This is a genomic window from Bradyrhizobium zhengyangense (genome assembly GCF_022012555.1).
GTDB classification, from domain to species: Bacteria; Pseudomonadota; Alphaproteobacteria; order Rhizobiales; family Xanthobacteraceae; genus Bradyrhizobium; species Bradyrhizobium zhengyangense.
The window spans coordinates 53,711-80,277 of sequence record NZ_JAKLTZ010000010.1 but is presented as its reverse complement, the minus strand read 5'-3'; the positions used below and the strand labels follow the sequence as shown (position 1 = coordinate 80,277).

The window sequence follows — 26,567 nt, the reverse complement described above, 5'->3', positions numbered from 1 at the left end:
CTCACAATGACAAGGTAATTGCGATGATAAAGATTTTCTGCAGGCTCAGGCTCTCCCTGGCGAGCGCTGCGATGTTCGGCACGGTGTTGCTCCACTCGGGCACGGCATCCGCCGTTACAGCCACGATCACCCGTAGCGTCGACGTGAAGGCAACTGCCCAGGACGTTTGGTCGCTGATCGGGCCGTTCTGCGCGATCAGGGATTGGCTGCCTCCGGTGGGGCAGTGCATCGAGGATGGCAAGGCGCCATCGACGCGCATTCTCGTCACGAAGGACGGAAAGGCGGCTTTCGTCGAGACGCAAGTCGCTCGAAATGAAGCCGAGCGCAGCTACTCCTACAAGTTTCTGACGAGCCCTCTTCCCGTCTCGAACTACACCGCAACGATCAAGGTGACTGCGAAAGCCAATGGATCATCCACCGTCACCTGGAACGGCTCCTATACTCCCGAGCGAGGGCAAGAGAAGGCCGCGAGCGAAGCATTGCTCGGGGTCTATGACGCCGGGCTTGCCGAAATCCAGGCAAGGTTCGCGAAATAAGGCCGAAGCTTCAGACGTTCAGCAGACCAGATCAAGGAGATCAACATCATGACAAGTTACAACGGCAAGTGCTTTTGCGGCGAGGTTGAAATCGAAGCGGAGGGAGCACCGGAGGCAATGGGATATTGCCATTGCTCGTCGTGCCGCTCCTGGTCGGCCGCCCCGGTGAGCGCATTCACATTGTGGAAGCCGCAGAACGTGCGGGTGACCAAGGGCGCCGAATTCGTCGCCACCTACGCACAATCGGAGCTAAGCCATCGGCAATACTGCAAGGGCTGCGGGGGGCATCTGATGTGCGACCATCCGCCGCTTGGGCTGGTCGACGTGTACGCAGCCACATTACCAACGCTGAAGTTCGCGCCGGGCGTGCACGTCAATTATTCCGAGACGGTGTTGCCGATCAGGGATGGCCTACCGAAACTGAAGGATTTTCCCGCCGAGTTCGGAGGCTCAGGTGTCGCCGTTTCTGAATAGCCCTCTGGTCTGGACGTTGATCGCGCTGATCTTGTCCATGGCCGGAATCCTTCATGACCTCTGCTGAGCTCCTTCGCAGGAGAGCGGCTGTCTTGTCGGTCGGCGATCTCCTTTCCGCGGCATGCGGCCGCGGAAAGGAGGCTTGCCTTGATCTGTCCCTGCAACACCATTCCGGATGCTCGCGAACACCTGTCGCCACTCGCCTGAAAGGAGTGCTTGGCTCCCATGCATCTCTTGATTTCGCGCGATTGCCGTGCTATTGGCCGCGCATGATTAAATGCTCGCGCAAAGTCAACTTCAACCACATGACCCGCTTCGGCTGGGCCGTGGAAGGAGTCGTGCGCTAGCATTTAGACGACGACATCTTTTCCACCAGGCCCCGCCGGCATCGGACGGGGCCTTTTGTTTGGTCACGCTCCCTGCCGGCACAACAGCAGGAGCGTACGATGCCACCACAACTAACGGATATCTCACCCGGAATTGGGGGTGAGGCCGCAAGGCGCGGCCTTAGTCTCTCGATCGTGCAGGCGAAGGGCGCGATCGACCATGCGTTGGCGGAGCGCCTCAAAGCGTCCGCCAAGGCGCTGGACGAGGAAGCTGCCAGACCAACGGCGGCATCGACGCCCAGCCTCCTCGGACTGCTCAAGCAAGCCTGGCTGGCGTTTCTGGCTCGGCGCGAGAACCCGCAGCTTACCTTGCAGGACCTGAGCGACAGGGAGCTGATGGATATCGGCCTGACGCGCGGCGAGGTCGACTATCTCACGCCTCAGCGAGCCGTCGATACGCTCAGGGATAGCACGATGTATCTGTGGAGCCGCCGTGGGATGTAATCGATCACGCGTCAGAAGCGGACGTGCGCTTGACCAACGCGCATGGCCGCTTCTGATGAGCGAAGAGGCCTGATGCGTCAGGCTCCGTGAAGAAGACGTTGATATTGCTTTTGACGGGGCGCCTGAAAATGCAGGTTAGGCTGGCTCAAATCGCGGATGCAGATCGGGCAGTCGACGTCGTGCGGCGGTCAATCCAGGAGTTGTGCGTGTCCGATCACAGGGGTGACGCGGCTACTCTTTCGATATGGCTCAGCAACAAGACGGCGGACAACATGCGGCGATGGATCGCCACTCACGCTGTTCATGTGGCCGTCGACGATGAGCAGATAGCCGGGGTTGCGGCCGTTCGGTCCGATGGATTTATATTGTTGAACTATGTGGCGCCCGAGGCAAGATTCAAGGGAGCGAGCAAGTCGCTGCTGAGCGATATCGAACTCTGGGCATCACGTCGTGGCCTCGAATGGCTCGGACTCGACACCACGGCCGCCGCGCTCCGCTTCTACCTGTCGAGTGGCTGGACCATGATCGGGCCGCCGCAGCCTGGGTTCGGGGTGACGATGAGGCATCCGATGCGCAAAGAGGTGAGGGGCGCGCAGAGGGCGTGACATCTTGGTTTGTGTCATTCGAGCGGCGGCAAACGCTATGTCAGGCTCCGGATCATCGATCTTCACATGGAAATGACCGCGCTGCGGCCGTTCCGTCCGATCCCGCTCTGAGGAGCGGGCCACGGGACGATTTTTCGCGGGTCTCACCGGCCTAAAGCCGTTTGCACTGCCTCTTTTTCCACGGCAATATGCCGGCAAAACAACCATAGGACGGGACAAGACAATGGCAGCCCCCATCAAGTTCGGCGTCGGCCAAAGCGTGCTTCGCAAGGAGGACGACGCGCTGATCCGCGGCAAGGGCCGCTATACCGACGATTACGCGCCGCAGGCCGTGCTGCGCTGTCTGGTGCTGCGCTCGCCGCATGCGCATGCAAAGTTCACCATCGATGCCGGCCGCGCCCGCACCCTTCCTGGCGTTGCACTGATTCTGACCGCCGCCGAGGTCGGGGATCTCGGCAATCTGCCCTGCCTGTTCAATTTGGAGACCGATCCGTTCACCGGCCCGCCTTACCCGATCCTGGCCAAGGACGAGGTGCGGCATGTCGGCGATGCGGTCGCCTTCGTGGTTGCCGAGACCATCGACCAGGCGCGCGACGCGATCGAGGCGATCGAGGTTAAATGGAGCCCGCTGCCGGCGGTGACCGGCGTCGTCAACGCCATCAAGAAAGGCGCACCGCAGGTCTGGCCGGACAAGCCGGGCAATGTGCTGTTCGACGTCTCGATCGGCGACAAGGCGGCGACTGAAGCCGCATTCGCCAAGGCGCACGCGGTCGCCGAAATCTCGATCGTCAATCCGCGCGTGGTCGCGAGCTTCATGGAGACGCGCGCGGCGGTCTGCGAATACGACGCCAAGAACGATCATCTGACGCTGACCGTCGGCAGCCAGGGCAGCCACCGCCTGCGCGACATCCTCTGCCAGAACGTGCTCAACATCCCCACCGACAAGATGCGGGTGATCTGCCCCGACGTCGGCGGCGGCTTTGGGACCAAGCTCTTCCCGTATCGCGAATACGCCTTGATGGCCGTCGCAGCGCGCAAGCTGAAGAAGGCCGTCAAATGGTCGGCCGATCGCTCCGAGCATTTCATGGGCGACGCGCAGGGCCGCGACAACGTCACCACGGCCAAGATGGCGCTGGCCGAGGACGGCAAGTTCCTGGCGATGGACTGCGACCTGATCGGCGACATGGGCGCGTACCTCTCGACCTTCGGGCCCTACATCCCGCATGGCGGCGCCGGCATGCTGCCGGGCCTCTATGACATCCAGGCCTTCCATTGCCGGGTGCGCACCATCTTCACCCACAGCGTGCCTGTCGATGCCTATCGTGGCGCGGGCCGACCCGAGGCCGCCTATGTCATCGAGCGCCTTGTCGATGCCTGCGCGCGCAAGCTCGAGATGACGCCGGACGCAATCCGCCGCAAGAATTTCATCCCGCCGAAGGCGCTGCCCTACAAGACCGCGACCGGCAAGGTCTACGATTCCGGCGACTTCGCCGCGCATCTGAAGCGCGCGATGGAGATCGGCGAGTGGAAGGAGTTTTCGAAGCGCGCCAAGGCGGCCAAGAAGCATGGCCTGATCCGCGGTATTGGCCTTGCAAGCTATGTCGAGGTCTGCGGTGTGATGGGTGAAGAGACGGCCAATGTCCGCCTCGACCCCAACGGCGACGTCACCGTCCTCATCGGCACGCAGTCGAGCGGGCAGGGCCACCAGACCGCCTACGCGCAGATCGTCGCCGAGCAGTTCGGCGTTGCGCCGGAGCGCGTGCACGTCCGCCAGGGCGACACCGCGGAGATTGCGACGGGCCTCGGCACCGGCGGCTCGGCCTCGATCCCGTCAGGCGGCGTCAGCGTCGAGCGCGCCACACGCGATCTCGGCCAGAAGCTCAAGGAGATCGCGGCGCAGGCGCTGGAAGCAAGCGCCGGTGACCTCGAGATCACCGACGGCATCATCAGGATCGCCGGCACCGACCGCTCGATCTCGTTCGCCGACGTCGCGAAGCGCGCGGGCGCCGATCCGTCGAAGCTCAATGGCAGCGCGACCTTCGCCAGCGCCGACGGCACCTATCCCAACGGCACGCATCTGGCGGAGGTCGAGATCGATCCGGCCACCGGCATCATCAGAATCGTCAACTACGTCATCGTCGACGATTTCGGCAAGACGCTCAATCCGCTGCTCCTGGCGGGCCAGGTCCATGGCGGCGCCATGCAGGGCATCGGCCAGGCGCTGATGGAACAGGTGGTCTATGGTGCGACCGACGGCCAGCTGATCACCGCCACCTACATGGACTATGCGCTGCCGCGTGCGGCCGATGGTCCCGCCTTCGTGTTCGAGACCAACAACATTCCCTGCACGACCAATCCAATGGGCGTGAAGGGCGCGGGCGAGGCCGGCGCGATCGGCTCCTGCCCGGCCGTCGTCAACGCCATCGTCGACGGGCTCTGGCGCGAGTACAAGATCGACCACATCGACATGCCGGCAACGCCGGAGCGGGTGTGGATCGCGATCAACGAGCACCACCGCCGGCACAGCCTGTAAGGCTGCCGCCCGGCTCCGCGGGAATGAACGGCCCGCGGCCGGGTTCTAACCCCTATGGTTTCCCCCAAACCGACTTGCGAGCCGGAGTAATAAGCCTATGAAACGAATGTTGATTGTCGCGGGCACCCTGCTTCTGGGTGCAGGCGCCGTGATGGCGCAGCAGGAGGTCGCCGTCCAGCAGGACAATCTGATGCGCTCGCAGGCGAAGAGCATGTACGGCGTGATCCTCAAGATGACGAAAGGCGAAATCCCCTACGATCAGAAAGCAGCCGACGCGGCGATCGCCAGCCTCGAGGCCGACGTCGCCAAAATCGCAAAGACCTTCGAGGTCAATCCCAAGCAGGACGTGGTCAACGCCAACTATGGTTCCTCGCCGAAGGTCTGGCAGAACAAGGCCGATTTCGACTCCAAGATCCCGCCGGTGCAAAAGGCGATCGCCGACGTCAAGGGCAAGATCAAGGACGTGGCAAGCCTGAAGGCGGCCTACGCCGCGATGAACGATCGCTGCAACGACTGCCACGAGACCTACCGGCTGAAGCTGAAGTAGCAGTTGCGAGTCCTTCCACAAGCTAGGTGTCATCGCCCGCGAAGGCGGGCGATCCAGTACGTCGCAGCGGCGCAGGCAACGTTTACTGTCTCTAGAATACTGGATTCCCCGCTTTCGCGGGGAATGACAGCTGTGTGTGCCGCAAATTCTGTCCGTATGCCCTGACGGATCACCACCAGAAGGATTATGTTTGCTCGCGCCGCTGCGGCGTTGATGCCCGACGCCGTCCCGTGTTCCGGCGCGCGGCGGCGATCTCAGGCAACAGCGAGACAGGCCATGGCAAAACCGTTCCCGTCGAAAACCCATATCGGCAACCATATGCTGCATCCGGAAACGCTGATGCTGACCTATGGCTATGATCCGCAGCTGTCGGAAGGCGCCATCAAGCCGCCGGTGTTCCTGACCTCGACCTTCGTTTTCAAAACGGCAGAAGACGGGCAGGACTTCTTCGATTACGTTGCGGGCCGCCGCGAGCCGCCAGAGGGCATGGGGGCGGGCCTGGTCTATTCGCGCTTCAACCATCCCAACAGCGAGATCGTCGAGGATAGGCTCGCGGTCTATGAGCGCACCGAGAGCTGCGCGCTGTTCTCGTCAGGCATGGCGGCGATCTCGACGACGATTTTGGCGTTCGTTCGCCCTGGCGACGTCATTCTGCACTCGCAGCCGCTTTATGGCGGCACCGAAACCCTGCTGACGAACACACTGTCGCGCTTCTCGATCGGCGCGGTCGGCTTTGCCGACGGCATCGATGAGGCGGTGGTCAACCAGGCCGCGGAAGAGGCGATGCGTCGGGGGCGGGTTTCGATGATCCTGGTCGAGACGCCGGCCAACCCGACCAATGGGCTGGTCGACGTCGCACTGATGCGCCGCGTCGCCGACAGCATCGGCAAGGCCCAAGGCCACACGCCGATCATCGCCTGCGACAACACGCTGCTCGGCCCGGTATTTCAACGGCCGATCGAGCATGGCGCTGACATCTCGCTGTATTCGCTGACCAAATATGTCGGCGGCCATTCCGATTTGATCGCGGGGGCGGCACTCGGCACAAAGGCGGTGATGAAGGGCATCAAGGCGCTGCGCGGCGCCATCGGCACCCAGCTCGATCCGCATTCCTGCTGGATGATCAACCGTTCCCTGGAAACCTTGAGCCTGCGCATGGAGAAGGCCAACAGCAATGCGCGCCTCGTTGCGGATTTCCTGCGCGACCATGCCAAGGTGGCGAAGGTCCACTATCTCGGCCATCATGCGGAGACCTCGTCGGCAGGGCGCGTGTTCGCGCGGCAATGCCTGGGCGCGGGATCGACGTTCTCGTTCGACATCGTCGGCGGCCAGGCGGCGGCAGAGAAGTTTCTCAACGGCCTGCAGATCTTCAAGCTCGCGGTTAGCCTTGGCGGCACGGAATCATTGGCGAGCCTGCCGGCGACGATGACCCATTCCGGCGTGCCCGCCGATATCCGCCGCAAGATCGGCGTGCTCGATTGCACCATTCGGCTGTCGATCGGCATCGAAAATCCGTCCGATTTGATCGCCGATCTCGAGCATGCGCTCAGCGGGGCTTAGGCGGCGGCTTCAAAGCGGATTGGACGCGCGACATGCCGACATGATCGCCGCAGCCGCCTCGTTGGACTGGGCACCCGAGAGCTGGCGCACGAGGCAGACATAGTAGCCCTTGCTGGATGCGTTCAGCAGGGACTCGCCGTTGACCACGAGCCAGTTGCAGGCCGAACGGATGTATTGGACGGCAAGCGGCGATCTCGTGTCGCGGATGGCCGCCAGCTCGCATTGCGCCTGCCGTTCCAAGTCGGTTTGCGCGCCGGCGATCTCGGCCGATGACAGCAGCATTGCTGCGGCAATCACAAAGGCTGCCAACGGGCGAGCTGCGTTGACGGACGCGACGTGTGTCGGCATATTCCGTTGCATCGATGCGTTCGTCATGAACCGCTCCCGGCGCCGCGAAGGGTGGCGCGCTCGGGTATTCTAGCTTGGCAGCCTGATTGGTTCTATCCGGGCCGTGCGATGCCATGTGGGCCGTCCGGAATCGAAAAGGCCGGACGCTTCCCGCGCCCGGCCTTCGCGAAAAGTTACGCTAAAACTTACTTGGTCACCTGGCCGCGGATTTCGCCGCCCGGGTTCGCCGCGGTGTGAATGTTGACGTAGAGCTTGCCGGCGAGGAGATCGGAGGCCTGCGCGTCGGTCAGCGTTGCCGAGCCCTCGGCCGGGCTCTTGGCGATGCCAGGGATCGGCACTGCGACGCCGGCGTTCTTGCCGACCTCGGCGGGGCCGTGGAAGTGGGCGGCGGTGGCCGGGCCGGAGAGGCCGGAATAGCTCACCTTCCAGGACAGCTTCTTGGTGGCGGCATCATAGTCGAGATCGGCGGTGCCGGTGGCGCTGCTGGTGGTGGCGGGGACTTCGGATTTGCCGTCCAGTGTCGCCTTCAGCTTCTCCGCGCTGGCCGGGCCTGCGAATGCGACGGCGGCTCCGAGTGCCAGCGTGGCAAAAAGCGCTTTGTTCATGGGTCTCTCCCTGTTGACGCCTGATTGCTGTCAACTTGCAAACAGTGCGGTTCCGACTTTATTCCCGGATTCCGATCAAACCACCTAAATTATTCGTGGCTGGAGCGGCTACGGGATGATCCGTAAATACGCTCGAGCTCAAAGGGATCCTGAATGCTGCGACGAACAATTTCCGTCTTCCTGGTTGCCGTTGTCGCAGCCTTTGCCGTCTATTGGTGGCTGACCGCGCCGACCGCCTTGGCCTTGCCGGCGCCGACGCGCGCGCCCGATCTTGCCAATGGGCAGGAGCTGTTCAATGCCGGCGGCTGCTCGTCCTGCCACGCCGTGCCCAATCAACCGGATCGTTTGAAGCTCGGCGGCGGCCTCGCGCTCGGCTCGCCGTTCGGGACGTTCTATGCGCCGAACATTTCCCCTGATCCCACCGACGGCATCGGCCGCTGGAGCGAGGCCGATTTCGTCAATGCGGTGATGCGCGGCATTTCGCCTGAGGGCACGCACTACTTCCCGGCGTTTCCCTACACGTCCTACCACATCGCCAAGGTCGACGACGTCCGCGATCTCTTTGCCTATCTGAAGACATTGCCGCTGGTCGCGGGTCGCGTGCGCGACCACGATCTGCCGTTTCCCTTCAACATCCGCCGCAATGTCGGCATCTGGAAATTGCTGTTCATGGATGTCAGGCCGTTCGTGCCGGCGGCGATGCATCCGGCAGAGTGGAATCGCGGCGCCTATCTCGTGAACGGTTTTGGCCACTGCGCCGAATGCCACAGCCCGCGCAATGTTCTGGGCGGCGTCATCAGCTCGCAGCGCTTTGCCGGCGGCCCCAATCCCGAAGGCGAGGGCTGGGTGCCGAACATCACCCAGAAGGGCATCGGTGACTGGAGCGAGAAGGATATTGCCGACTTCCTCGAAACCGGCGACATGCCCGAGGGCGACAGCGCATCGGGCGCGATGCGGCCGGTAATCAAGAACCTCGCGCAACTGAAGCCGGAGGATCGCGCCGCGATGGCCGCCTATCTGAAGTCGTTGCCGCCGGTCGACGGCCCGACGCCGCCCAAGCGCAAGGAAGGCGGCGGCTGAGCGGCACCGGCTAGCCGGTGCCGAACGCCTTGAAGGTGATGATGGTGAGCGTGTCCTGGATGCCGGGCAGCACCTGCACCTTCTCGTTGACGAAGTGGCCGATGTCGGTGTCCTTGTCGACATAGAACTTTACCAGCAAATCGTATTGGCCGGCGGTGGAGTAGATCTCGGAGGCGATCTCGGCTTCGGCAAGCGCATTGGCCACCGTGTAGGACTGGCCAAGCTTGCATTTAATCTGGACGAAGAAAGGAACCATTGCAGTCAACTCCGAAGACATATCTTGCCGCTAATAGGCCAAAACCGGCCCCATTTAGCAAGCGGGCTGGCCGACCGCCAGACACCGGTCCGCGGCTTTACGACGTCACCGCCGCTGCCGCAAATGCATCCCTGAGCCGCTGGGCGAGCTCGGTCTTGCGATAGGGCTTGGTCAGGACGACGGCCTCAGCTTGCGCGCGGCCCTGCTCGACCAGGGTTTCCAGCGCATAGCCCGAGGTAAACAGCACCGGCAGGCCGGGACGAATACGACGGGCCTGATCGGCGAGCTCCCATCCACTCATGCCGCCGGGCATGACGATATCGGTGAACAGCATATCGATGCCGGGGTCGGCGCGCAGCCGCTGCAGGGCCTCCTTGCCGTTAACGGCGGCGACGACGCGATAGCCGAGCGCCTCCACGCGGAGGATCACCGAGGAACGCACGAACGGATCGTCCTCTGCGATCAGGATGGTCTCATGGCCGCGCGGTGCGGCTTCGTCGTTCTCGGGCATTTCGGCCACGGTTTGTCCGGCGCCGACGCGCGGCAGGTAGATCCGGACCGTCGTCCCAAGACCCTGCTCGCTATAGATCGAGACATGGCCGTCGGATTGCTTGGCGAAGCCATAGATCATGCTCAGCCCGAGGCCGGACCCCTTGCCGACTTCCTTGGTGGTAAAGAACGGCTCGAAGGCGCGCTCGATGACCTCAGGCGTCATGCCTTCGCCGTCATCAGTCACCGAGATCAGGGCATAGCTGCCGGATGCGACCTCGGGGTGAAGCGCGCGATAGTCCTCGTCGATTGCGGCAATCTCCGTGCTCAGCGTCAAATGCCCGCCTGATGGCATCGCGTCCTGCGCGTTGAGCGCCAGGTTCAGCACGGCGGATTCGAGCTGGGCGCGGTCCGCAAAGGCCTGGATGGTGCCGGAACCGAACGTCGTCCTGATCTCGATGTTCTCGCGCAAGGTGCGCTTGAACAGCTTGAGCATGGACAAGATCAGCTCGCGGCAATCGATCGTGCGCGGCTGGAGCAATTGACGACGGCTGAACGCCAGCAGCCGCTGCGTCAGTTCCGCGCCGCGTTCGCCGGACTCGCAGATGTCGTCGGCAAATTGCCGCAGATCGGGCCGCGCCTTGAGCTGCTCGCTGAGGTGCTCGGCGTTGCCGATGATCACGGTGAGGAGATTGTTGAAGTCGTGGGCGATGCCGCCGGAGAGCTGGCCGACCGTCTCCATCTTCTGCGCCTGCTGGAGCTGCTGCTCGGTCAGCTTGCGCGCGGTCAGGTCGTGAACGATGCCGACGTAGATCAGCTCGCCATCCTGCCAGGCCTGGCCGACCGACAGGTCCATCGGGAAGGTCGATCCGTCCTTGCGCAGGCCGGCGGTCTCCCCGGTTGCGAAACCCGGCGCACGACCGGTCGATGAGGGCCTCTTCTCGTCAGCCATCAGCATACCGATGTCGAGATTCATGACCTCGTCGGCGCGATAGCCGAACAGCCGTTCGCAGGCGGGGTTGAACAGCAGAATGCGGGCTTGTGCGTCGAACAGGATGACGCCGTCGACCGCGGTCTCGACGATGGCGGTGAGACGCGTCATGCTCTCGCGCATCGCGCGCTGGGCCTCGCCCACCTGTTTCAACAGCTGGGTCGCATCGCGGCTCTTGATCTCCTCCACCTCGAGCGCGGCTTGGACTTTTTGCAGCTCGAACGGGGAGGGGATCGTCAGGATTTTCGGCAGCAGGGGCCAGAGCGCGGCCGCGGTGAAGATCGACGCGACGGCGGTTGCCGCCTTGACCAGGCCCTCGATGCCATAGATCGGCACCCAGAGCGTGTAGATCGAGAGCATATGCGTCAGGCCGCAGGCCATGATGAAGATCGCGAACGCCCAGAACACCCAGCCGAACTGGAGGTCACGCCGCTTGGTGACAAGGATCGCGAGTGCGAACGGAATCGAGAAATACGCCGCCGCGATGGCGGCGTCCGAGACGGCGTGGAGCCAGATCAGCTCGGGCTCCCACAGCAGGCAGATGCCGTGCGGTGAGAACATCGAGGAGTCGAGGATGCGTTCGAAATAGGCCCACATGATTTATTCCCAAGAGGATTGCGGGCCGAGGCCGGCCCGCAATTTGGCTGGACGAATCCATCCCCTAACGTGTCATTCGCACAGTTGGCCGCCAAGGCCGGGCGATGCCGAGGTCATATTTTCGCAGGGTATGCCCGCTTCCGGGACGACAGGGCTGCGCGGCTTTGTTCTGCCTGATTCGCCGGCTTGCTGGGGCTGCGGGGGCGCGCTAGGACAGGGCATGTGAGGACGGATCATGGCCGTGGTTTCTTCAAACAAGCGTATCCTGCGATGACCACGCCCGTGGCGCTCACCATCGCCGGCTCGGATTCGAGCGGCGGCGCCGGCATTCAGGCCGACCTGAAGACGTTTGCCGCGCTTGGCGTCTATGGCGCGTCCGCGATCACGGCGCTGACGGCGCAGAACACCAAGGGCGTCACCGGCATTCATGCGGTGCCCGCAGCGTTCGTCACCGCGCAGATCGATGCCGTGTTTTCCGATCTCGATGTCGGCGCGGTGAAGATCGGCATGGTGGCGCAGGCCGCGAGCATCGATGCGATCGCTTCTGCGCTGGCGCGCTGGAAGCCTCGCCATGTCGTCCTCGATCCCGTGATGGTCGCAACATCAGGCGACCGCCTGCTCGCCGCAGAGGCCGTCGCAGCGTTGCGCACCAAACTGATGCCGCTCGCATCCGTGATCACGCCCAACTTGCCGGAGGCGGCCGCGCTGCTCGACGAGCCGATTGCGCTAACCGAGGTCGAGATCGAAAGCCAGGGCCGCCGCCTGCTGTCTCTCGGCTGCCGCGCGGTCCTGATCAAGGGCGGGCACGGCGAGGGGGCGGAGAGCACCGACTATCTCGTGGGTGCGGACACCACGATCGCGCTTGCCGCGCCGCGCGTCGCCACCCGCAATACCCACGGCACCGGCTGCTCGCTGTCGTCAGCGGTGGCGGCGAGCCTCGCCAAGGGCGAGGATCTCGAGACGGCCGTACGCAATGCCAAGAGCTGGATCAGCGCGGCGATCGCTTCTGCCGACCGTTTCAGCGTCGGTCACGGCCACGGGCCGATCCATCATTTCCACAAGTTTTACTGACGCCGGCGTCTTTGCTGGCGCCGCCAGTCCGGCCATTAACCAATTTGGCCGTGGTTCCGGGTCTTGCGGGCCATCGTTGCCTGACCATGTCGCCTGATTGTCGCATGTGACTGATATTCGCGGGGAGGGCGAGGCAAGGTTCGATTCGTATCTGAGGGTGCCTCAAGGGTTCAATCGGTCATCCCCCTGTCACGGGACACAGTTACAGGCTGGCGCATGGGAAGTTACGATGTGAGTGACGAGAGCCCGGAGCGGCGCTTTCGCACGTTGTTCATCTCCGACGTTCATCTCGGAGCCCGCGGCTCTCAAGCCGACCTTTTGCTGGATTTCCTGCGCTACCACGATGCCGACACGATCTATCTTGTCGGCGACATCGTCGACGGCTGGGCGTTGAAATCGAGCTGGCACTGGCCGCAATCGCACAACGATCTGGTCCAGAAGTTGCTGCGCAAGGCGCGCAAGGGCGCCAAGATCATTTACGTGCCCGGCAATCACGACGAGTTCCTTCGCAACTATTACGGCACCCATTTCGGCGGCATCGACGTCGTCGAGAACACGGTACACACCGGCGCGGACGGCAAGCGCTATCTCGTAATCCACGGTGACATCTTCGACCTCGTGGTGCAGAACGCGCGCTGGCTCGCCCATCTCGGCGACAAGGCCTACGATTTCGCGATCCAGATGAATCGCTTCGTCAACTTCTTCCGCCGCCTGTTCGGCGTTCCCTATTGGTCGCTGTCGCAATGGGCCAAGCAGAAGGTGAAGAACGCCGTCAACTATATCGGCGCGTTTGAGCAGGCACTGTCCGCCGAAGCGCGGCGCCACGACGCCGACGGCGTGATCTGCGGCCACATCCACTATGCCGTGATCCGCGACGAGAACGGCATCCGCTACATGAACTGCGGCGACTGGGTCGAAAGCTGCACTGCGCTGGTTGAGCACGACGACGGCCGTTTCGAGATCATCACCTGGGCGGATCATCTGCAGAAGCCGGTACAAGTGCCGCAGGTGGCAGCAAGGGCGGCCTGATGCGCATCCTGGTTGCGACCGACGCCTGGCACCCGCAAGTCAACGGTGTGGTTCGGACGCTGACCAAGCTCGCTGACGCCGCCAAAGGGCTTCAAATCGAAGGTCGCGGTGTCGAGTTCACGTTCCTGACGCCGCAATCGTTCCGCACCTTCGCGATGCCGAGCTATCGCGACGTGCGGCTGGCGATGCCGCGCCCGGCGCGCATTGTAGAGCTGATCGAGGAAGCGCGGCCCGACAGCATCCATATCGCGACCGAAGGGCCGATCGGCCTGATGGTCCGCCGCTATTGCCGCCAGCGCAAGCTGCCGTTCACGACCAGCTTCCACACGCGATTTCCCGAATATGTCCGCGCCCGCGTGCCGGTGCCGGGGTCGCTGATCTGGCGGGCGCTACGCCGTTTCCACAGCCCGAGCCGGGCCGTGATGGCGGCGACGCCCGCTTTGGCCCGGGAGCTCAGTGAGCGCGGCTTCGACAATGTCGTGCTGTGGCCGCGCGGCGTCGACACCCATCTGTTCCATCCCCGTGCCGTCGATCTTTGCCTGCCGGCGCCGATATTCCTCTCGGTCGGCCGCGTCGCGGTGGAGAAGAATCTGGAGGCGTTCCTCGACCTCGATCTGCCCGGCACCAAGGTGATTGTCGGTGACGGCCCGGCGCGCAACGTGCTGGAAGAGGCCTATCCCGACGCGATTTTCCTCGGCGAAAAGCACGGCGAGGAACTGGCGGACATCTATGCGGCGGCCGACGTCTTCGTGTTTCCGAGCAAGACCGATACGTTCGGCCTGGTCCTGCTCGAGGCGCTCGCGAGCGGCCTGCCGGTCGCGGCCTTCCCGGTGAAGGGCCCCCGCGATGTCATCGGCGATGCGCCGGTCGGCGCGTTGGACCATGACCTGGGTAACGCCTGTTTCGCCGCGCTCGACATTTCCAGGCAGGCCTGCGTCGAATTTGCCGCCGCCTACACATGGGAGGCCTCGGCGAGGGCCTTTGTCGACAGTATCCGCGCAGTCGGCGCGGTGCTGCCCGGCCTGGACGGGGTGGAACAGGCGCGCTTCGTGGCCTGACCCAGCGGGAAAAATCCTCGCGCGGAGGTGTCTTGCCCGCGCCACATCCCGCGCGATAACATCCCGCCATGTCCGAACAGCCCCTTCCGATCGGCCCCGCCGATATCGACGCCGCAGCGCGCGTGCTCGCGCCCTTCGCCGTCCGCACCCCGCTGTTGTCCTTTCCCGTGCTCAACGAGCGCGTGGGCGCAAAAGTGTTCCTGAAGCCGGAGATGCTCCAGCGCACCGGCTCCTTCAAGTTCCGTGGCGCCTTCAACAAGGTGTTCTCGATCCCGCAGAACAAGCGCGCCGGCGGCGTCGTCGCGTTCTCCTCGGGCAACCACGCCCAGGGCGTGGCGGCGGCTGCAAAAATCCTCGACATGCACGCGACCATCGTGATGCCGGGGGACGCGCCGCTGTCGAAGCGCGAGCGCACCAAATCATACGGCGCGGAGGTCGTGCTCTACGACCGCTACAACGACGACCGCGAGGCGATCTCGCGCGGCATCGCCGAGAAGCGCGGCGCGACATTGGTGCGGCCCTATGACGATCCCTTCGTGATCGCAGGCCAGGGTACCGCCGGCCGCGAGATCGCGGAGGACATGGCAGCGCTCGGCCTCTCACCTGACATCGTGGTGGCGCCGGCCTCCGGCGGCGGCCTGATCGCGGGCGTCGCTACCGCCGTGAAGGCGCGTTATCCGCAAGCCCAGATCGTCGTAGCTGAGCCGGAAGCGTTCGACGATCACGGCATCTCGCTGACCGCTGGCCATCGCGAGCCGCATCCGCCGGCGGGCCGCACCATCTGCGATGCACTGATGGCGTTGATCCCGGGCGAGATGACCTTTGCGATCAACAGCAAGCTGCTGGCGCGCGGCGTGACGGCGTCGGACAAGGAAGTCGGCGCGGCGGTTGCCTTTGCCTATCACGAGCTGAAGCTTGTGGTCGAGCCAGGCGGCGCAGTTGGCCTTGCTGCGCTGCTTGCGGGACGTCTGGATGTTGCCGGCAGGAACGTCGTCATCGTCCTCTCCGGCGGCAATGTCGATGCGGATTTGTTCGCCGAGCTGGTGGCCTGATTTTCCGGGAGATTGTGACCGCTGAACAGCCTCGTTCTGGAGACCCGCGAGGGCCAAGTAGAGATTTTCGATGAGCCGACATATTCGTTCGGTTCAGCCGATAATCTGCGAAAGTACAATGCGGAGATGCGCCTTGACGACGCTCATCTCAATTCCGTTCACGGAGCAAGAGTCGACGGGAAGTGGTCCGTGATCGTTGGCGCCAGCGGTGGATTTTCCGGTGTCCATCAGCACTCCGCTGTCGAAGTCGACGGTCGTCTATATCTCGCGGTCGGTGACCGAGTGGTCTGCCTAAACCTTGGAACAGGTCTGATGGAGTGGTCGCGGCGCGTTGATCCGGCAACTTGCTTCGGGGTCTATTGGGATCGCCCTCACGAAGCGCTCATATCTCACGGTGAGGTACAGATTTCTCGTTTGTCTCTGGTGGGCGACGAACTCTGGAGCGCGATAGGCGCCGACATTTTCTCGGAAGGGTTCAGATGTTTGGCTGAAGGCATCGAAGTCGTAGATTTCAATCGCTCAGTGTACCTTTTTGACTATCGCAGCGGCGCGGTTCTGGCCGGCCCGTAAAGTACGTGCCGCGAACATGCAGAAGGGGCAGAGCGTTCCGCTCTGCCCCTTTGTCGTTCGTTGCCTGCCGCGATCAATGCATGAAGCTGCGGTGGTTGTTGCCGCCGTTCATCGCGGGCGACTGGTTCATCGACTGGCGGAAGTTGTTGTTGCCGCCACCGTTCCCCATCGCATTGAACTGCGGCCGATTGTTCTGGACTTGCGCCTTGTTCACCGGGTTGTTGTTGAGCTTCACGACGCCGCTGTTGACGCGGATCGGCTGGTTCTGTGGCTGAACATTCGTGGTCTTCACGTCGGTGGTCTTGACGTCGACGGTCGAACCGGTCTTGCCTGTAGTCACCGGCATGCTCACGATCTTGCCCGCCGGGCCAGCATTGTTGTTGCCCGTGTTCGGCGTGGTGTTGGTCACCGGCAGCGTCACGATCTTGCCGATGCCGTTATTGTTCGTGGTGGTGTTGGTCGGCGCGGGCAGGGTGATGATCTTGTTGACGGTGCCATCGACGGGCTTCTGCACGACCGGCAGGTTGGCGTTCATCGGCAAACCATTGCCCTGCTGCATCAGCGGCATGTATTTGGGCTGGCCGAGATTGCCCATCTTCAAGGTCGGGGCGACGTTCTGCGGCGCCAGGAACTTGGTTGCCTGCATCAGCGGGATGATCTTCGGCTGCGTCTCGAGCTTCAGCGCGGCTTGCGCATAGGGGCTGTTGCCGTATTTGCTATAGAAGGCCTGGTAGCCGATCGGCGAGTTCAAGAGCACCGCTTCGTGCCAGGCCTGCGAGATCAGCAGGTTCGCCAGCAGCCAGCGGATGTGATCGCACAGCGGGTCGTGCGGATACATCGCGACGAACTCCTGATAGTACTCCGGCCTGCCCTCCGACAGCACGTAATCATAGGCCTGGCGCGCCGAGCGGCTCGGCAGGTTGGAGGCCATCTGCACCACCGGCGCATGCTCCGGCGCGCGGTTGGCGGCCACGGCGGTGTCGCCGAAGAAGGTGAAGTCGGAGGTGAGCGAGGAGCTCTCCCAGGGAACTTGCGCGCCGCTGGTGGTCTGGTTCACCGCGAGCCGCACGCGCTTGAACAACTGCTCGATCGGCACGTTGGGCTCGCGCGCTACGTTCAGGAAGGCCTGCGTATAGGGGCTGTGGCCGTTGTTGCCGTCGAGCGCTTCGGCGCCCGGCGCGGTCGAATAGCCGACGATCGAGCCGTTCGGCGCATCGACGATGGCCAGGCCGCGGCCGGCGTCGTTCACGTTGGGGAACGGATTGTTGCGGCAGGCGTCGAGCACGACGATGCGCATCCGGCTCGGGATCGTCTCGAGCGTCGACATCACGTCGACCAGACGGACGGAGTCGTTGACGAGCTCGGTCTGGTTCGAGACTTTCGCGTCGACGGGAACGAGATAGTTCTCACCGGCAAGCTGCACGCCGTGACCGGCGTAATAGACCATCGCCACGGTGTTCGGACCGCGCGCGGACACTTTTGCTGAGAAATCCTGCACCACGCGCAGCATGTCGTTCTGGCCGAGGTCGGTGGCCGAGATCACCTCGAAGCCGGCCGAGTTGAGGAACTGCGCCATCGACTGGGCGTCATTGTCGGGATTGGCGAGCTGCGGCGCGTTCCGGTAGTTCGAATTGCCGATCACCAGCGCCACCCGCTGCTCCGGGCCTTGCAGCGCAGTCGGGGCAGGCACGACGGGGGCAACTTGCGCGGAAACAGGGCCGCAGGCGAAGCCGAACAGGCTTCCCAGCAGGCCGGCAGTCATCAAGGCGGATTTCAGGCGGAACATGGCGTGCTCCTTTGGCACTCATCTCGATGCGAGATTGGTTGCGAGGAAGCTAGGTCGCGTTCGAAGCCGCGGTCCGTGATCGCGATCACCCTGGACGGGGCGTGATCTAGGTCACGCAAGGCGTCGGTGCACTAGGGGAAGCTGCGGACGAGCTCAATTTGCCCGACGATTGCGGCATTGAAGGCATCGAGGTCCTCGGCCGGAATCCAATACTCCAGGTGCGAGCGGCCGCCAGCCTCCTGCACGTTGTACTTCGCAATGAAACTGCGCTTGACCGAAAAGCGCGTCACGTAGCCCACGCCGCTCGCCGGAACGTTCCAGTCGCGCGCGATCTTGATCGCATAGTCTTCAGTCAGCACCGGATAGAAGATCGGCTGGTCCGGCAGGCGTGGCGGAAACGCGCGCATGCCGGATTGCTGGATCAGCTCGAGCTCTTTCGGGCCGACGGGGCGCCAGAGGGTGAGCGTGTGTTCGCTAGGGGACACGAGCGCGCTCTTACGAGAAGAACGCGATCTTCTCGGCCTGGGTCATGCGGCGGATTGGCGCGAGTGCGTCGTTGGCGGCGGGGCGGGGCTTTTGCACGATGCCGCTGGCGAGGATGGTGGCGCCGAGCGAGGGCTCGGGCAGGGGGGAGGGCATCGGCAGCCCCGCGCTGGGGGCTGGGTCGAATGACATCGCGGCGGCCATGGCGGGGGCCGGCTGCTCCATCACTTCGGCTGCGGCTTCCGCAATGGCATCGGTGAGGCGCGCCAGCGATTCCATCGCGATCGGGGCTTCGACGATAGGCTCCTTGACGACGGGCTCCTCGACCTCAGGCTCCTCGACATGGGGCGCGATCCATGCCTGCTCGGCGACCGGTTCCGCGATCTCTGCGACCATCGGTTCCGGCAGCGACTCCGTCACGGCTGCTGCCATCTCGGCGGGCTCGACGATCGCGTCGAACTCCGGATCGGGCGCGGCCATCGCCAGCGCGATGGCGTCGAGGATGGCGTCGTCCTCGGCTTCCGCGGCGGCATCGAGCGAGAATTCGTCGGTGATCTCGGCGACGTCTGTGGGATCGGCGAGGCTGTCCTCGACGGCCGTAAAAGTCTCTTCGACGGCGGTGTGGCTCTCGACGATCTCGAGCGCGATCCCGACGTCCATCGTCGCGTCCTCGGTGATGCCGCTGATGTCGGCGGATGCCTCGGGCTCGGGAGCGATCTGCTGCGTCTCCGCAAAAGCCACGGGTGCTTCGCTCGCCATCGCGGTGGGCGCTTCGGCCATTGGCGCTTCCGCCACTGGCGGCGCTTGCGGTGCGGGCGCCGGAGCCCGCTGTACCGAGCCTTGCCGCGCCGCGATGCCGTCCATGTCGGTCTGCTCGACCCGGTCCTTGAGCAGATCGAACGCGGCCTTGAGGTCGCCGCGCGGATCGATGGCCGACACCTGGGCGCAGGCCGCTTCGATCGAGGCGAGCTGCGAATCAATCAGGTCGCAGATTCGCCCGTCGGCGCCGATCTCGCGCCAGCGCCACGAGATCTCCTTGATGATGCGCACGCCGCGCGGGATCGGCGCGAGGCTGGCCTCGATCGCGGCGGGATCGAACGCCTTCCCGGCTGCGCTTTCTGCGTCCTCGACCGCGCGGCGGATCGCGACCAGCGCTTCGGGCAGGCGATCCTCGACGACGGGTTGTCGCTGTGCTGCAAGGGTTTCTTCGATTTTTGCGACCGCGTCGAGCACCATGCGCGTGTCGGCATTGCGGTTGCGCTTGGCGTATTCGCCGAGGAACCAGCGGCCGCGCGCGGTCTCCATGAAGGCTTCGCGGATCGCGTCGTAATCCTGCTCGTTCGGCTCGGCCGCGCGGGCAGACATGGGCGAGAGGGCGAATGCTTCGTTGGCCATGACAATCTCGTCGCGCAAATCACCGCGCGTTACTGTAACGATCACCACGATATCGACCGAATCGCAATTGGTTTGATGCCTCCCGAATCACAAATCCCCACGCCAGCAGCGATCAAGCGGCGATTCGCCGTCAGTCTCGCGCTGTTCTACGGCACGTCGTACGGTGTCCTGGGCACCCATCTGCCGTTCTTCACGGTGTGGCTGAAAGCCATCGGCATCGAGCCGGGCTGGATCGGAATCATCAGCGCCGTGCCCGCCGTCACGCGCTTCACGACGCTGCCTTTCGTGACCAGCCTCGCCGAACGGCGCCGCGCATTGCGCGGCGCGATGCTCCTGACGGCGTCGGCCACCGCGCTCTGCTTTGTGCTGGTCGGCACCCAGCGGCAGCCTTCGCCGCTGCTCGTGCTCTACATCGTGACCTGTTGCTGCTGGACTCCGCTGACGCCGCTCACCGATGCCTATGCGTTGCGCGGCGTCGCCCGCTACAAATTCGATTACGGGCCGGTGCGGCTCTGGGGATCGGTCGCGTTCATCCTCGGTGCGCTCGCTTGCGGGCTGTTGATCGACGTGATCGCAGCGCGCCAGCTCATCTGGATCATCGTCGCGATGGCGACGATCTCGGCCCTGACAGGGCTTTCGCTGCGGCCGCTGGCGGATGTGCCGCGAACGTCTGGGGTGGCGGAGGCCGGCAAGCCTCTGCTGCGCGATGTTGGCTTCCTCGCCATCATTGTCTCGTCCGCGTTCATCCAGTCCAGCCACGTCGCCTATTACACCTTCGCCTCGATCAACTGGCAGAGCCACGGTCTTGGCGGATTGACCATCGCGGGGCTGTGGACGCTTGGCGTCTGTGCCGAGATCGTCGTCTTTGCGGTGTCGCCGCGCTTTTCGCTGCATCCCTCGCTGCTGGTGGTGATCGGGGGCTTGAGTGCCGTATTGCGCTGGTCGATCACCGCGCATGAGCCGCCGATCGGCCTGCTCGCGATCGCGCAGCTCGGACATGGCCTGAGCTTCGGCCTGACCCAGGTCGGCGTGATGACTCTCCTGGTGCATCACGTGCCTCCCCGTCAAATGGCGCGGGGACAGGGATATTATGCGGCGATCGGCGGGCTGTTGAGCTCGGCGACGTCGATCATCTCGGGCGCGATCTACGCACGTTACGGCGAGGGGCTGTACTACGTCATGGCCGCGATGGCCGCGGCCGGTGCCGTTCTGATCTGGTCGGCGCGCCATCGGCTCAAGGATCAGCCCCACAGCGCGACGTCGGGCGGATAGACCAGGCTGCCGTCGTAACGAAGCCCATGATCGCGGTCGCGCGCCAGCAGCAAGGGACCGTCGAGATCGACGAAGCGCGCCTGCGGCGTCACCAGCATGGCAGGCGCCATCGACAGCGATGTCGCGACCATGCAGCCGATCATGATCTCGAAGCCGAGCGCCTGCGCCGCATCGGCCATGGCGAGCGCTTCGGTGAGGCCGCCGGTCTTGTCGAGCTTGATGTTGACGGCGTCGTAGCGCGCGCGGAGTGGCGCCAGCGAGTGGCGGTCATGCACGCTCTCGTCGGCGCAGACCATCAGCGGCCGCTTGATCCGCGCCAGCGCCTCGTCCTTGCCCGCCGGCAGCGGCTGCTCCACCAGGGTGACGCGGACGGCGGCGCAGGCGGCGAGGTTGGCTTCCAGATTGGCCTCGCTCCAGGATTCATTGGCATCGACGATCAGCTCGGATTCGGGGGCGGCCTTGCGCACCGCCGCGATCCGCATCGCGTCGCCATCGCCGCCGAGCTTGATCTTCAGCAGCGGCCGGTGCGCCGCCTTGGCGGTCGCCGCCGCCATGGCCTCCGGCGTGCCGAGCGAGATCGTGTAGGCGGTGGTGCGCATCCCCGGCTCCGGGCGGCCCAGCAGGTTCCAGGCCCGCTGGCCGGCCGCCTTAGCCTCTAAGTCGATCAGGGCGCAATCCAGCGCATTGCGGGCAGCGCCCGGCGGCATGGCGGCCTCGAGGGCCTGCCGCGTCAGCCCGCCCGCCACGGCGGCCTGCATGGCCTCGATGGCTGCAACGGCCGCCTCGGGGGTCTCGCCATAGCGGGGATAGGGGACGCATTCGCCGCGGCCGGTCAGGCCGTTCTGGCTCAGTTCGGCCACAACGGTCGCCGCTTCCGTCTTGGCGCCCCGGCTGATGGTGAAACTGCCGGCGATCGGAAACCGCTCGATTCGGGCGGCAAGGGCAGGAACTTTGCTGGAAGTCATTTTGAACTCTGGCGAAATCTGAACCTGCTGGTTACCTCTAGCAACTAATATTAACCAGTTGGGGATACCTTTTCTGGGTAAGGGCGCGTGCGCAACGATCTGATTTCCCCCGCCCTGGCATGGGAGCGGGCACCTTGAGCGGCGATCCGAAACTGGAACGGATTGCCAAAGGCAATGCGCTGGCCCTCTGCGCCACCGGAACCTGGACCGCGAGCTTCGCGCCGGCCCTGGAGCGGATGGTGGCCGACGCCGAGAAGCTCGCCGGCAGCCCCCAAAACATCTTCATCGACGTCTCCGAGGTCGCCAAGCTCGACACCTTTGGGGCCTGGCTGATCGAGCGGCTGCGCCGCAGCCTGACGAAAGGTGAGGTCGAAGCGCAGATCGCCGGGCTGTCCGCAAACTATTCGAGCCTCGTCGATGAGGTGCGCCGCGTCAGGGCGACCCCCGTGGTCGAGACCTCAGCGATCACCATCACCGGCATGCTGGAGCAGATCGGTCGCGCCGTGGCCGGCGTCGGCGGCACCTTTGCCGGCCTGATCGACATGTTAGGCGCGGTGCTCGCGGCGGGCGCGCATGTGCTGATCCATCCGCGCTCGTTCCGCCTGACCTCGACCGTGCATCACATGGAGCAGGTCTGCTGGCGCGCGGTGCCGATCATCGTGCTGATCACCTTTCTGATCGGCTGCATCATCGCCCAGCAGGGCATCTTCCATTTCCGCCGCTTCGGCGCCGATATCTTCGTCGTCGACATGCTCGGCGTCCTGGTGCTCCGCGAGATCGGCGTGCTGCTGGTCGCGATCATGGTCGCCGGCCGCTCGGGCAGCGCCTACACCGCCGAGCTCGGCTCGATGAAGATGCGCGAAGAGATCGACGCGCTGCGCACCATGGGCTTCGACCCGATCGAGGTGCTGATATTGCCGCGCATGCTGGCCTTGGTGCTGGCGCTGCCGATCCTGGCGTTTCTTGGGGCCATGGCCGCGCTCTATGGCGGCGGCCTCGTCGCCTGGCTCTATGGCGGCGTCGATCCCGAAGCGTTTCTGCTGCGTCTGCGCGATGCCATCTCGATCGACCATTTCATCGTCGGCATCGTCAAGGCGCCCGTGATGGCGGCGGTGATCGGCATCGTCGCCTGCGTCGAGGGACTTGCCGTGCAGGGCAGCGCGGAATCGCTCGGACAGCACACCACCGCTTCGGTGGTGAAGGGCATCTTCTTCGTCATCGTGATGGACGGCGTGTTCGCCATCTTCTTCGCCTCGATCGGGATGTGACGATGGCGCAAGACACTCAAAACGCGATCCAAAGCCCCATCATCCGCGTCCGCGACATCACCGTGCAGTTCGGCAGCACGCGCGTGCTCGATGGCCTCAACCTCGACGTCAAGCGCGGCGAGATTCTTGGATTTGTCGGTCCCTCAGGCGCGGGCAAGTCAGTGCTGACGCGCACGATCATCGGTCTCGTGCCGAAGGTCGCGGGCAGCATTGAGGTCTTCGGCGTCGACCTGGATTCCTCCAACACGTCGCAGCGCCGCAATGTCGAACGGCGCTGGGGCGTGCTGTTCCAGCAGGGTGCGCTGTTCTCATCGCTTACCGTGCGGCAGAACATCCAGTTTCCGATGCGCGAGTACTTGCGCGTCTCGCAGCGGCTGATGGACGAGATCACCATGGCCAAGCTCGCCATGGTCGGCCTCAAGCCTGAAGTGGCCGAGCGTTTCCCCTCGGAACTCTCCGGCGGCATGATCAAGCGTGTCGCGCTTGCCCGCGCACTGTCGCTCGATCCCGATCTCGTGTTTCTCGACGAGCCGACCTCCGGGCTCGATCCGATCGGCGCCGGCGACTTCGACGAGCTGGTCAGGACGCTGCAGCGGACTTTGGGGCTGACCGTTTTCATGGTAACCCACGATCTCGACAGCCTTTACACAGCTTGCGACCGCATCGCCGTTTTAGGGAACGGTAAGATCATTGCGGCAGGGTCGATTGCCGACATGCAGGCCTCGCAGCATCCCTGGCTGAGGCAGTATTTCCATGGCAAGCGCGCCCGCGCAGTGATGAGTTGAGTAGCCGGAGCACCTGATGGAAACGCGGGCAAATTACGTATTGATCGGATCCTTCACGCTGGCGGTGATCGCGGCTGCGATCGGCTTCGTGCTCTGGTTCCAGTCGCTGCACACCACCAAGCAGCGCAGCCCCTTCCGCGTCGTGTTCGAGGGCCCTGCGGCGGGCCTGCGCAACGGCGGCAGCGTCAATTTCAACGGTATCCGGGTCGGCGAGGTGGTCTCGGTGAAGCTCGACAATCCGCGGCGGGTTGTCGCACTCGCCATGATCGAGAACAACACGCCGCTGCGCAAGGACACCCTGGTCGGCCTCGAATTCCAGGGCCTGACCGGTGTCGCCGCGATCTCGCTCAAGGGCGGCGAGGAGGCCGCGCCTCCGCCGCCGCTCGACGAGGACGGCATCCCAACGCTGACGGCGGATCCGAACAAGCTCCAGGACGTCACCGAGGCGATCCGCGGCACGCTGCAGAACATCAACAAGATCGTCGCCGACAATCAGGAGTCGGTGAAGAACTCGCTGAAGAATCTCGAGACGTTCACCAATTCGCTCGCGCGCAATTCCGAGAAGATCGATGGCGTGATGGCCAAGGTCGACGGCGTGATCGTCAAGGCCGACAACCTCATGCTCGGCCTCAACACGCTCGCCGGCGGCAAGGACGGCGGCGAGCTGTTCCTGACGGTGAAATCGATCCGCGAGCTCGCCGAGGATTTCGACAAGCGCTCCGGCGCGCTGATGACCGATGGCCGCCGCACCCTCGGCGACATCAGCCGCGCCGTGAACAATTTCGACCGCAACCCGACCCGCGTGCTGTTCGGCGCCAGCAACAGCAGTGCGCCGGCAGCCGCACCGCCTCCGGCCGAGGCTCCGAAGCCGGCACCGGCGAACGAGCGCAAGCGGCAGTAGGCGTCGAGCGTTCTAGCTTCCGTCAGTTCCCTGCATCGGTATCCATCGGAAGTCGATATCATCGGCTTCGATCACCCATACGAATGCTTTGCATTGGGCGCGATAGGCCCACTCAATCTCGTGGATCAAGTGACCGCGATCGAGATGCGAAATTCGTCGTAGCGCCAATCACCGTGCGACGGCGCATCGGGCGAAAGCTCACGGAGTGAGTAAGCATACACGGTCGGATACCTAATCTCGATGTGTCCATCCTTGTAGGCGCCGAGCAAGCGAAGCGCGATCGAACAGGATCGTTGACGAGGCTGGGAGCCCGGCCTCTCCAATACTTGCAGCGACTCCAGCCAGGCATCATGCGGACAGCGGTGATCCCTCGTATGGTAGAACCAGTCCGAAGTTGCGAGCTCATAGGCGCGAGGCGGGAACACCGCTTGGTTTTCGGCGAGATAGGTCTGGTACCGCTCGAACGCACGTTCTGCTTCAGGATATTCATCGTCGCGCCCGTCGTCCGAGAGAATGAACACCATTAGCCGGTTCCTATCAGATCCCTTTCGTTCAAGATAAATCAGACACCGTAGGTCAAATGCCCGACTAGTCGGCCTTGCGCTCTCGCAGCGGGTTCACGAATTTCAGTCCCGCGAAATCTTTCTCGTTGTCGGTCGCAACAATGCAGTCATTGGCCTCGGCCACGGCGGCGATGATCATATCGAGAGCGCTGCGGGGCCTGCCGGTGGTGGTGCCACGCGCCATGAGGCGCGCCCAGACTAGGCTTGCTTGCTCGTCGAAAGCCAGCACGCGCCCCGCGAAAAGCGATGGCGGCCCTTCAGGACCTGCGAACCAGGCCTCTAATGCGCTCCGTTTTTTCCCCGCTGGTTTTTCCAGGATACCTCGCCGGATTTCTCCGATCGTTAAAGCGGAGACGAACAGATCATCATCGTTCTGTGCGGCCAGCCACGCCAGGAGCGTTGGCGACGGGCGCGGTTTCGTGACGTTGCTGATGATGTTGGTGTCGAGGACGTAGCGTGTCACAGGTCGACCTTGCGACCCGTTACGCGCGTGCGCTTGACCTCGAGATCGGTCCCGACAAGCGGCGAGCGTCGCAGCGCGGCAAGGATGCCGCCCTTCCTGGGAAGTTCCGTTGCCATCGTTTGATGCAGTGTGGAGCGTAGTCGTTCGGCGTCGGCGCCATCTTCGGCGAGTTGCTTGGCAAGGGACCGGATCAATTCGCGATCGGTATCGAGCCCGAGCACCTCGAATCGTCCCATGCCACGCTTGGTCAGGCGGGCTCGGTAGTTTCGAAGTGCTCTTTTTTGGGCTGTGTCGGCCAAGGGCCGTCCTCCAAGTTCTATTTCTGGATATATATCCAGAAATAGGTCGGAATGCAAACTGATCCAGCGTTGGCGCCCATACGAAAGTATGGGGGGCTGGCCGCGCCAAGGTAGGGGGAGGGGCTGGCGGGTGATCTCAGCTATATCGCGCTTAAG

28 protein-coding genes are annotated in these 26,567 nt (G+C 63.9%); 17 read left to right on the top strand and 11 right to left on the bottom strand.

Annotated elements, in window-relative coordinates; translation table 11 throughout:
* The first annotated feature begins 23 nt into the window (after positions 1-23).
* From L6639_RS30230 to L6639_RS30200, 7 genes are all read left to right on the top strand, one after another.
* On the top strand, positions 24-536 hold the full coding sequence (locus L6639_RS30230; RefSeq protein WP_237865014.1) for an SRPBCC family protein: 513 nt from the start codon (positions 24-26) through the stop codon (positions 534-536).
* Positions 537-584: 48 nt separating this feature from the next.
* On the top strand, positions 585-1,010 hold the full coding sequence (locus tag L6639_RS30225) for a GFA family protein (protein ID WP_237865013.1): 426 nt from the start codon (positions 585-587) through the stop codon (positions 1,008-1,010).
* Positions 1,011-1,456: 446 nt separating this feature from the next.
* The gene (locus L6639_RS30220; RefSeq protein ID WP_237865012.1) at positions 1,457-1,840 is read left to right on the top strand and encodes a YjiS-like domain-containing protein; all 384 of its coding nucleotides are present in this window, start codon (positions 1,457-1,459) and stop codon (positions 1,838-1,840) included.
* Between the two features lie 86 nt (positions 1,841-1,926).
* Positions 1,927-2,445: a GNAT family N-acetyltransferase gene (locus tag L6639_RS43335; RefSeq protein ID WP_237865011.1), complete on the top strand. Its 519-nt coding sequence runs from the start codon at positions 1,927-1,929 to the stop codon at positions 2,443-2,445.
* A gap of 223 nt (positions 2,446-2,668) precedes the next feature.
* Positions 2,669-4,978, top strand: coding sequence for a xanthine dehydrogenase family protein molybdopterin-binding subunit (locus L6639_RS30210; protein WP_237865010.1), 2,310 nt, complete (start codon positions 2,669-2,671; stop codon positions 4,976-4,978).
* 97 nt (positions 4,979-5,075) lie between these two features.
* Positions 5,076-5,525 carry a cytochrome c gene (locus tag L6639_RS30205; RefSeq protein WP_237865009.1) on the top strand — a complete coding sequence of 150 codons (450 nt, stop codon included), beginning with the start codon at positions 5,076-5,078 and terminating at the stop codon, positions 5,523-5,525.
* Between the two features lie 276 nt (positions 5,526-5,801).
* A complete protein-coding gene (locus L6639_RS30200; protein WP_237865008.1) occupies positions 5,802-7,085 on the top strand; it encodes a cystathionine gamma-synthase family protein in 1,284 nt (427 codons plus the stop codon).
* A 9-nt stretch (positions 7,086-7,094) separates the two neighbouring features.
* Here L6639_RS30200 and L6639_RS30195 read toward each other — a convergent pair whose 3' ends face one another.
* Entirely contained in the window at positions 7,095-7,460 is a 366-nt protein-coding gene (locus tag L6639_RS30195) for a VF_A0006 family four-cysteine protein (RefSeq protein ID WP_237865007.1), read from the bottom strand.
* 158 nt (positions 7,461-7,618) lie between these two features.
* Positions 7,619-8,038 carry a CHRD domain-containing protein gene (locus L6639_RS30190; RefSeq protein ID WP_237865006.1) on the bottom strand — a complete coding sequence of 140 codons (420 nt, stop codon included), beginning with the start codon at positions 8,036-8,038 and terminating at the stop codon, positions 7,619-7,621.
* A gap of 153 nt (positions 8,039-8,191) precedes the next feature.
* Between L6639_RS30190 and L6639_RS30185 the strand changes: the two genes are divergently transcribed.
* Positions 8,192-9,118 carry a c-type cytochrome gene (locus tag L6639_RS30185; RefSeq protein ID WP_237865005.1) on the top strand — a complete coding sequence of 309 codons (927 nt, stop codon included), beginning with the start codon at positions 8,192-8,194 and terminating at the stop codon, positions 9,116-9,118.
* A gap of 10 nt (positions 9,119-9,128) precedes the next feature.
* Here L6639_RS30185 and L6639_RS30180 read toward each other — a convergent pair whose 3' ends face one another.
* Both L6639_RS30180 and L6639_RS30175 read right to left on the bottom strand, forming a co-directional pair.
* Positions 9,129-9,374, bottom strand: coding sequence for an Lrp/AsnC ligand binding domain-containing protein (locus tag L6639_RS30180; RefSeq protein WP_018642903.1), 246 nt, complete (start codon positions 9,372-9,374; stop codon positions 9,129-9,131).
* 97 nt (positions 9,375-9,471) lie between these two features.
* Positions 9,472-11,451, bottom strand: a complete 1,980-nt coding sequence (locus L6639_RS30175) for a PAS domain S-box protein (protein ID WP_237865004.1) — start codon at positions 11,449-11,451, stop codon at positions 9,472-9,474.
* Positions 11,452-11,721: 270 nt separating this feature from the next.
* Here L6639_RS30175 and thiD point away from each other — a divergent pair, with 270 nt between their 5' ends.
* The 5 genes from thiD (at position 11,722) to L6639_RS30150 (ending at position 16,231) form a co-directional block, all read left to right on the top strand.
* A complete protein-coding gene (gene thiD / locus L6639_RS30170; protein ID WP_237865003.1) occupies positions 11,722-12,522 on the top strand; it encodes a bifunctional hydroxymethylpyrimidine kinase/phosphomethylpyrimidine kinase in 801 nt (266 codons plus the stop codon).
* A gap of 216 nt (positions 12,523-12,738) precedes the next feature.
* Positions 12,739-13,551, top strand: coding sequence for a UDP-2,3-diacylglucosamine diphosphatase (locus tag L6639_RS30165; protein ID WP_237865002.1), 813 nt, complete (start codon positions 12,739-12,741; stop codon positions 13,549-13,551).
* Complete coding sequence (locus tag L6639_RS30160; RefSeq protein WP_237865001.1) at positions 13,551-14,609, top strand: glycosyltransferase family 4 protein; 1,059 nt, start codon at positions 13,551-13,553, stop codon at positions 14,607-14,609. The genes L6639_RS30165 and L6639_RS30160 overlap by 1 nt, the downstream gene beginning before the upstream one ends.
* Before the next feature lie 68 nt (positions 14,610-14,677).
* Positions 14,678-15,661 carry a threonine/serine dehydratase family protein gene (locus tag L6639_RS30155; protein WP_237865000.1) on the top strand — a complete coding sequence of 328 codons (984 nt, stop codon included), beginning with the start codon at positions 14,678-14,680 and terminating at the stop codon, positions 15,659-15,661.
* A gap of 189 nt (positions 15,662-15,850) precedes the next feature.
* On the top strand, positions 15,851-16,231 hold the full coding sequence (locus tag L6639_RS30150; protein ID WP_237864999.1) for a hypothetical protein: 381 nt from the start codon (positions 15,851-15,853) through the stop codon (positions 16,229-16,231).
* A 73-nt stretch (positions 16,232-16,304) separates the two neighbouring features.
* Here the strand turns inward: L6639_RS30150 and L6639_RS30145 are convergent, their stop codons facing one another.
* The 3 genes from L6639_RS30145 to L6639_RS30135 form a co-directional block, all read right to left on the bottom strand.
* Positions 16,305-18,017 (bottom strand): caspase family protein, encoded by a 1,713-nt coding sequence (locus tag L6639_RS30145; protein WP_237864998.1) that lies wholly within the window; start codon positions 18,015-18,017, stop codon positions 16,305-16,307.
* Between the two features lie 131 nt (positions 18,018-18,148).
* A complete protein-coding gene (locus L6639_RS30140; RefSeq protein WP_237864997.1) occupies positions 18,149-18,502 on the bottom strand; it encodes an ADP-ribosylation/crystallin J1 in 354 nt (117 codons plus the stop codon).
* A 10-nt stretch (positions 18,503-18,512) separates the two neighbouring features.
* Positions 18,513-19,895, bottom strand: a complete 1,383-nt coding sequence (locus tag L6639_RS30135) for a hypothetical protein (RefSeq protein ID WP_237864996.1) — start codon at positions 19,893-19,895, stop codon at positions 18,513-18,515.
* A gap of 75 nt (positions 19,896-19,970) precedes the next feature.
* On the opposite strand from L6639_RS30135, the gene L6639_RS30130 reads away from it, so the two are divergent.
* On the top strand, positions 19,971-21,167 hold the full coding sequence (locus L6639_RS30130; protein WP_237864995.1) for an MFS transporter: 1,197 nt from the start codon (positions 19,971-19,973) through the stop codon (positions 21,165-21,167).
* On the opposite strand, the gene dgcA is transcribed toward L6639_RS30130, so the two are convergent.
* Entirely contained in the window at positions 21,137-22,132 is a 996-nt protein-coding gene (gene dgcA / locus L6639_RS30125) for an N-acetyl-D-Glu racemase DgcA (protein ID WP_237864994.1), read from the bottom strand. The genes L6639_RS30130 and dgcA overlap by 31 nt on opposite strands.
* Positions 22,133-22,266: 134 nt before the next feature.
* On the opposite strand from dgcA, the gene L6639_RS30120 reads away from it, so the two are divergent.
* The 3 genes from L6639_RS30120 to L6639_RS30110 are packed head-to-tail and all read left to right on the top strand — an operon-like array spanning position 22,267 to position 25,086.
* Entirely contained in the window at positions 22,267-23,400 is a 1,134-nt protein-coding gene (locus tag L6639_RS30120; RefSeq protein WP_237864993.1) for an MlaE family ABC transporter permease, read from the top strand.
* Between the two features lie 2 nt (positions 23,401-23,402).
* Positions 23,403-24,185 (top strand): ABC transporter ATP-binding protein, encoded by a 783-nt coding sequence (locus tag L6639_RS30115; RefSeq protein ID WP_237864992.1) that lies wholly within the window; start codon positions 23,403-23,405, stop codon positions 24,183-24,185.
* A gap of 16 nt (positions 24,186-24,201) precedes the next feature.
* On the top strand, positions 24,202-25,086 hold the full coding sequence (locus tag L6639_RS30110; protein ID WP_237864991.1) for an MlaD family protein: 885 nt from the start codon (positions 24,202-24,204) through the stop codon (positions 25,084-25,086).
* Between the two features lie 125 nt (positions 25,087-25,211).
* Here L6639_RS30110 and L6639_RS30105 read toward each other — a convergent pair whose 3' ends face one another.
* The 3 genes from L6639_RS30105 to L6639_RS30095 all read right to left on the bottom strand — a co-directional run bounded on the left by L6639_RS30105 (position 25,212) and on the right by L6639_RS30095 (position 26,411).
* A complete protein-coding gene (locus tag L6639_RS30105; RefSeq protein ID WP_237864990.1) occupies positions 25,212-25,610 on the bottom strand; it encodes a hypothetical protein in 399 nt (132 codons plus the stop codon).
* A 64-nt stretch (positions 25,611-25,674) separates the two neighbouring features.
* Positions 25,675-26,112 (bottom strand): type II toxin-antitoxin system VapC family toxin, encoded by a 438-nt coding sequence (locus L6639_RS30100; RefSeq protein ID WP_237864989.1) that lies wholly within the window; start codon positions 26,110-26,112, stop codon positions 25,675-25,677.
* On the bottom strand, positions 26,109-26,411 hold the full coding sequence (locus L6639_RS30095; protein ID WP_237864988.1) for a hypothetical protein: 303 nt from the start codon (positions 26,409-26,411) through the stop codon (positions 26,109-26,111). The genes L6639_RS30100 and L6639_RS30095 overlap by 4 nt, the downstream gene beginning before the upstream one ends.
* Positions 26,412-26,567 lie beyond the last annotated feature (156 nt).

Coding starts and splice junctions, on each gene's coding strand:
- L6639_RS30230 (WP_237865014.1), top strand. CDS start 24: ATGATAAAGATTTTCTGCAGGCTCAGGCTCTCCCTGGCGAGCGCTGCG.
- L6639_RS30225 (WP_237865013.1), top strand. CDS start 585: ATGACAAGTTACAACGGCAAGTGCTTTTGCGGCGAGGTTGAAATCGAA.
- L6639_RS30220 (WP_237865012.1), top strand. CDS start 1,457: ATGCCACCACAACTAACGGATATCTCACCCGGAATTGGGGGTGAGGCC.
- L6639_RS30210 (WP_237865010.1), top strand. CDS start 2,669: ATGGCAGCCCCCATCAAGTTCGGCGTCGGCCAAAGCGTGCTTCGCAAG.
- L6639_RS30205 (WP_237865009.1), top strand. CDS start 5,076: ATGAAACGAATGTTGATTGTCGCGGGCACCCTGCTTCTGGGTGCAGGC.
- L6639_RS30200 (WP_237865008.1), top strand. CDS start 5,802: ATGGCAAAACCGTTCCCGTCGAAAACCCATATCGGCAACCATATGCTG.
- L6639_RS30195 (WP_237865007.1), bottom strand. CDS start 7,460: ATGACGAACGCATCGATGCAACGGAATATGCCGACACACGTCGCGTCC.
- L6639_RS30190 (WP_237865006.1), bottom strand. CDS start 8,038: ATGAACAAAGCGCTTTTTGCCACGCTGGCACTCGGAGCCGCCGTCGCA.
- L6639_RS30185 (WP_237865005.1), top strand. CDS start 8,192: ATGCTGCGACGAACAATTTCCGTCTTCCTGGTTGCCGTTGTCGCAGCC.
- L6639_RS30180 (WP_018642903.1), bottom strand. CDS start 9,374: ATGGTTCCTTTCTTCGTCCAGATTAAATGCAAGCTTGGCCAGTCCTAC.
- L6639_RS30175 (WP_237865004.1), bottom strand. CDS start 11,451: ATGTGGGCCTATTTCGAACGCATCCTCGACTCCTCGATGTTCTCACCG.
- thiD (WP_237865003.1), top strand. CDS start 11,722: ATGACCACGCCCGTGGCGCTCACCATCGCCGGCTCGGATTCGAGCGGC.
- L6639_RS30165 (WP_237865002.1), top strand. CDS start 12,739: ATGGGAAGTTACGATGTGAGTGACGAGAGCCCGGAGCGGCGCTTTCGC.
- L6639_RS30160 (WP_237865001.1), top strand. CDS start 13,551: ATGCGCATCCTGGTTGCGACCGACGCCTGGCACCCGCAAGTCAACGGT.
- L6639_RS30155 (WP_237865000.1), top strand. CDS start 14,678: ATGTCCGAACAGCCCCTTCCGATCGGCCCCGCCGATATCGACGCCGCA.
- L6639_RS30145 (WP_237864998.1), bottom strand. CDS start 18,017: ATGTTCCGCCTGAAATCCGCCTTGATGACTGCCGGCCTGCTGGGAAGC.
- L6639_RS30135 (WP_237864996.1), bottom strand. CDS start 19,895: ATGGCCAACGAAGCATTCGCCCTCTCGCCCATGTCTGCCCGCGCGGCC.
- L6639_RS30130 (WP_237864995.1), top strand. CDS start 19,971: ATGCCTCCCGAATCACAAATCCCCACGCCAGCAGCGATCAAGCGGCGA.
- dgcA (WP_237864994.1), bottom strand. CDS start 22,132: ATGACTTCCAGCAAAGTTCCTGCCCTTGCCGCCCGAATCGAGCGGTTT.
- L6639_RS30115 (WP_237864992.1), top strand. CDS start 23,403: ATGGCGCAAGACACTCAAAACGCGATCCAAAGCCCCATCATCCGCGTC.
- L6639_RS30110 (WP_237864991.1), top strand. CDS start 24,202: ATGGAAACGCGGGCAAATTACGTATTGATCGGATCCTTCACGCTGGCG.
- L6639_RS30105 (WP_237864990.1), bottom strand. CDS start 25,610: ATGGTGTTCATTCTCTCGGACGACGGGCGCGACGATGAATATCCTGAA.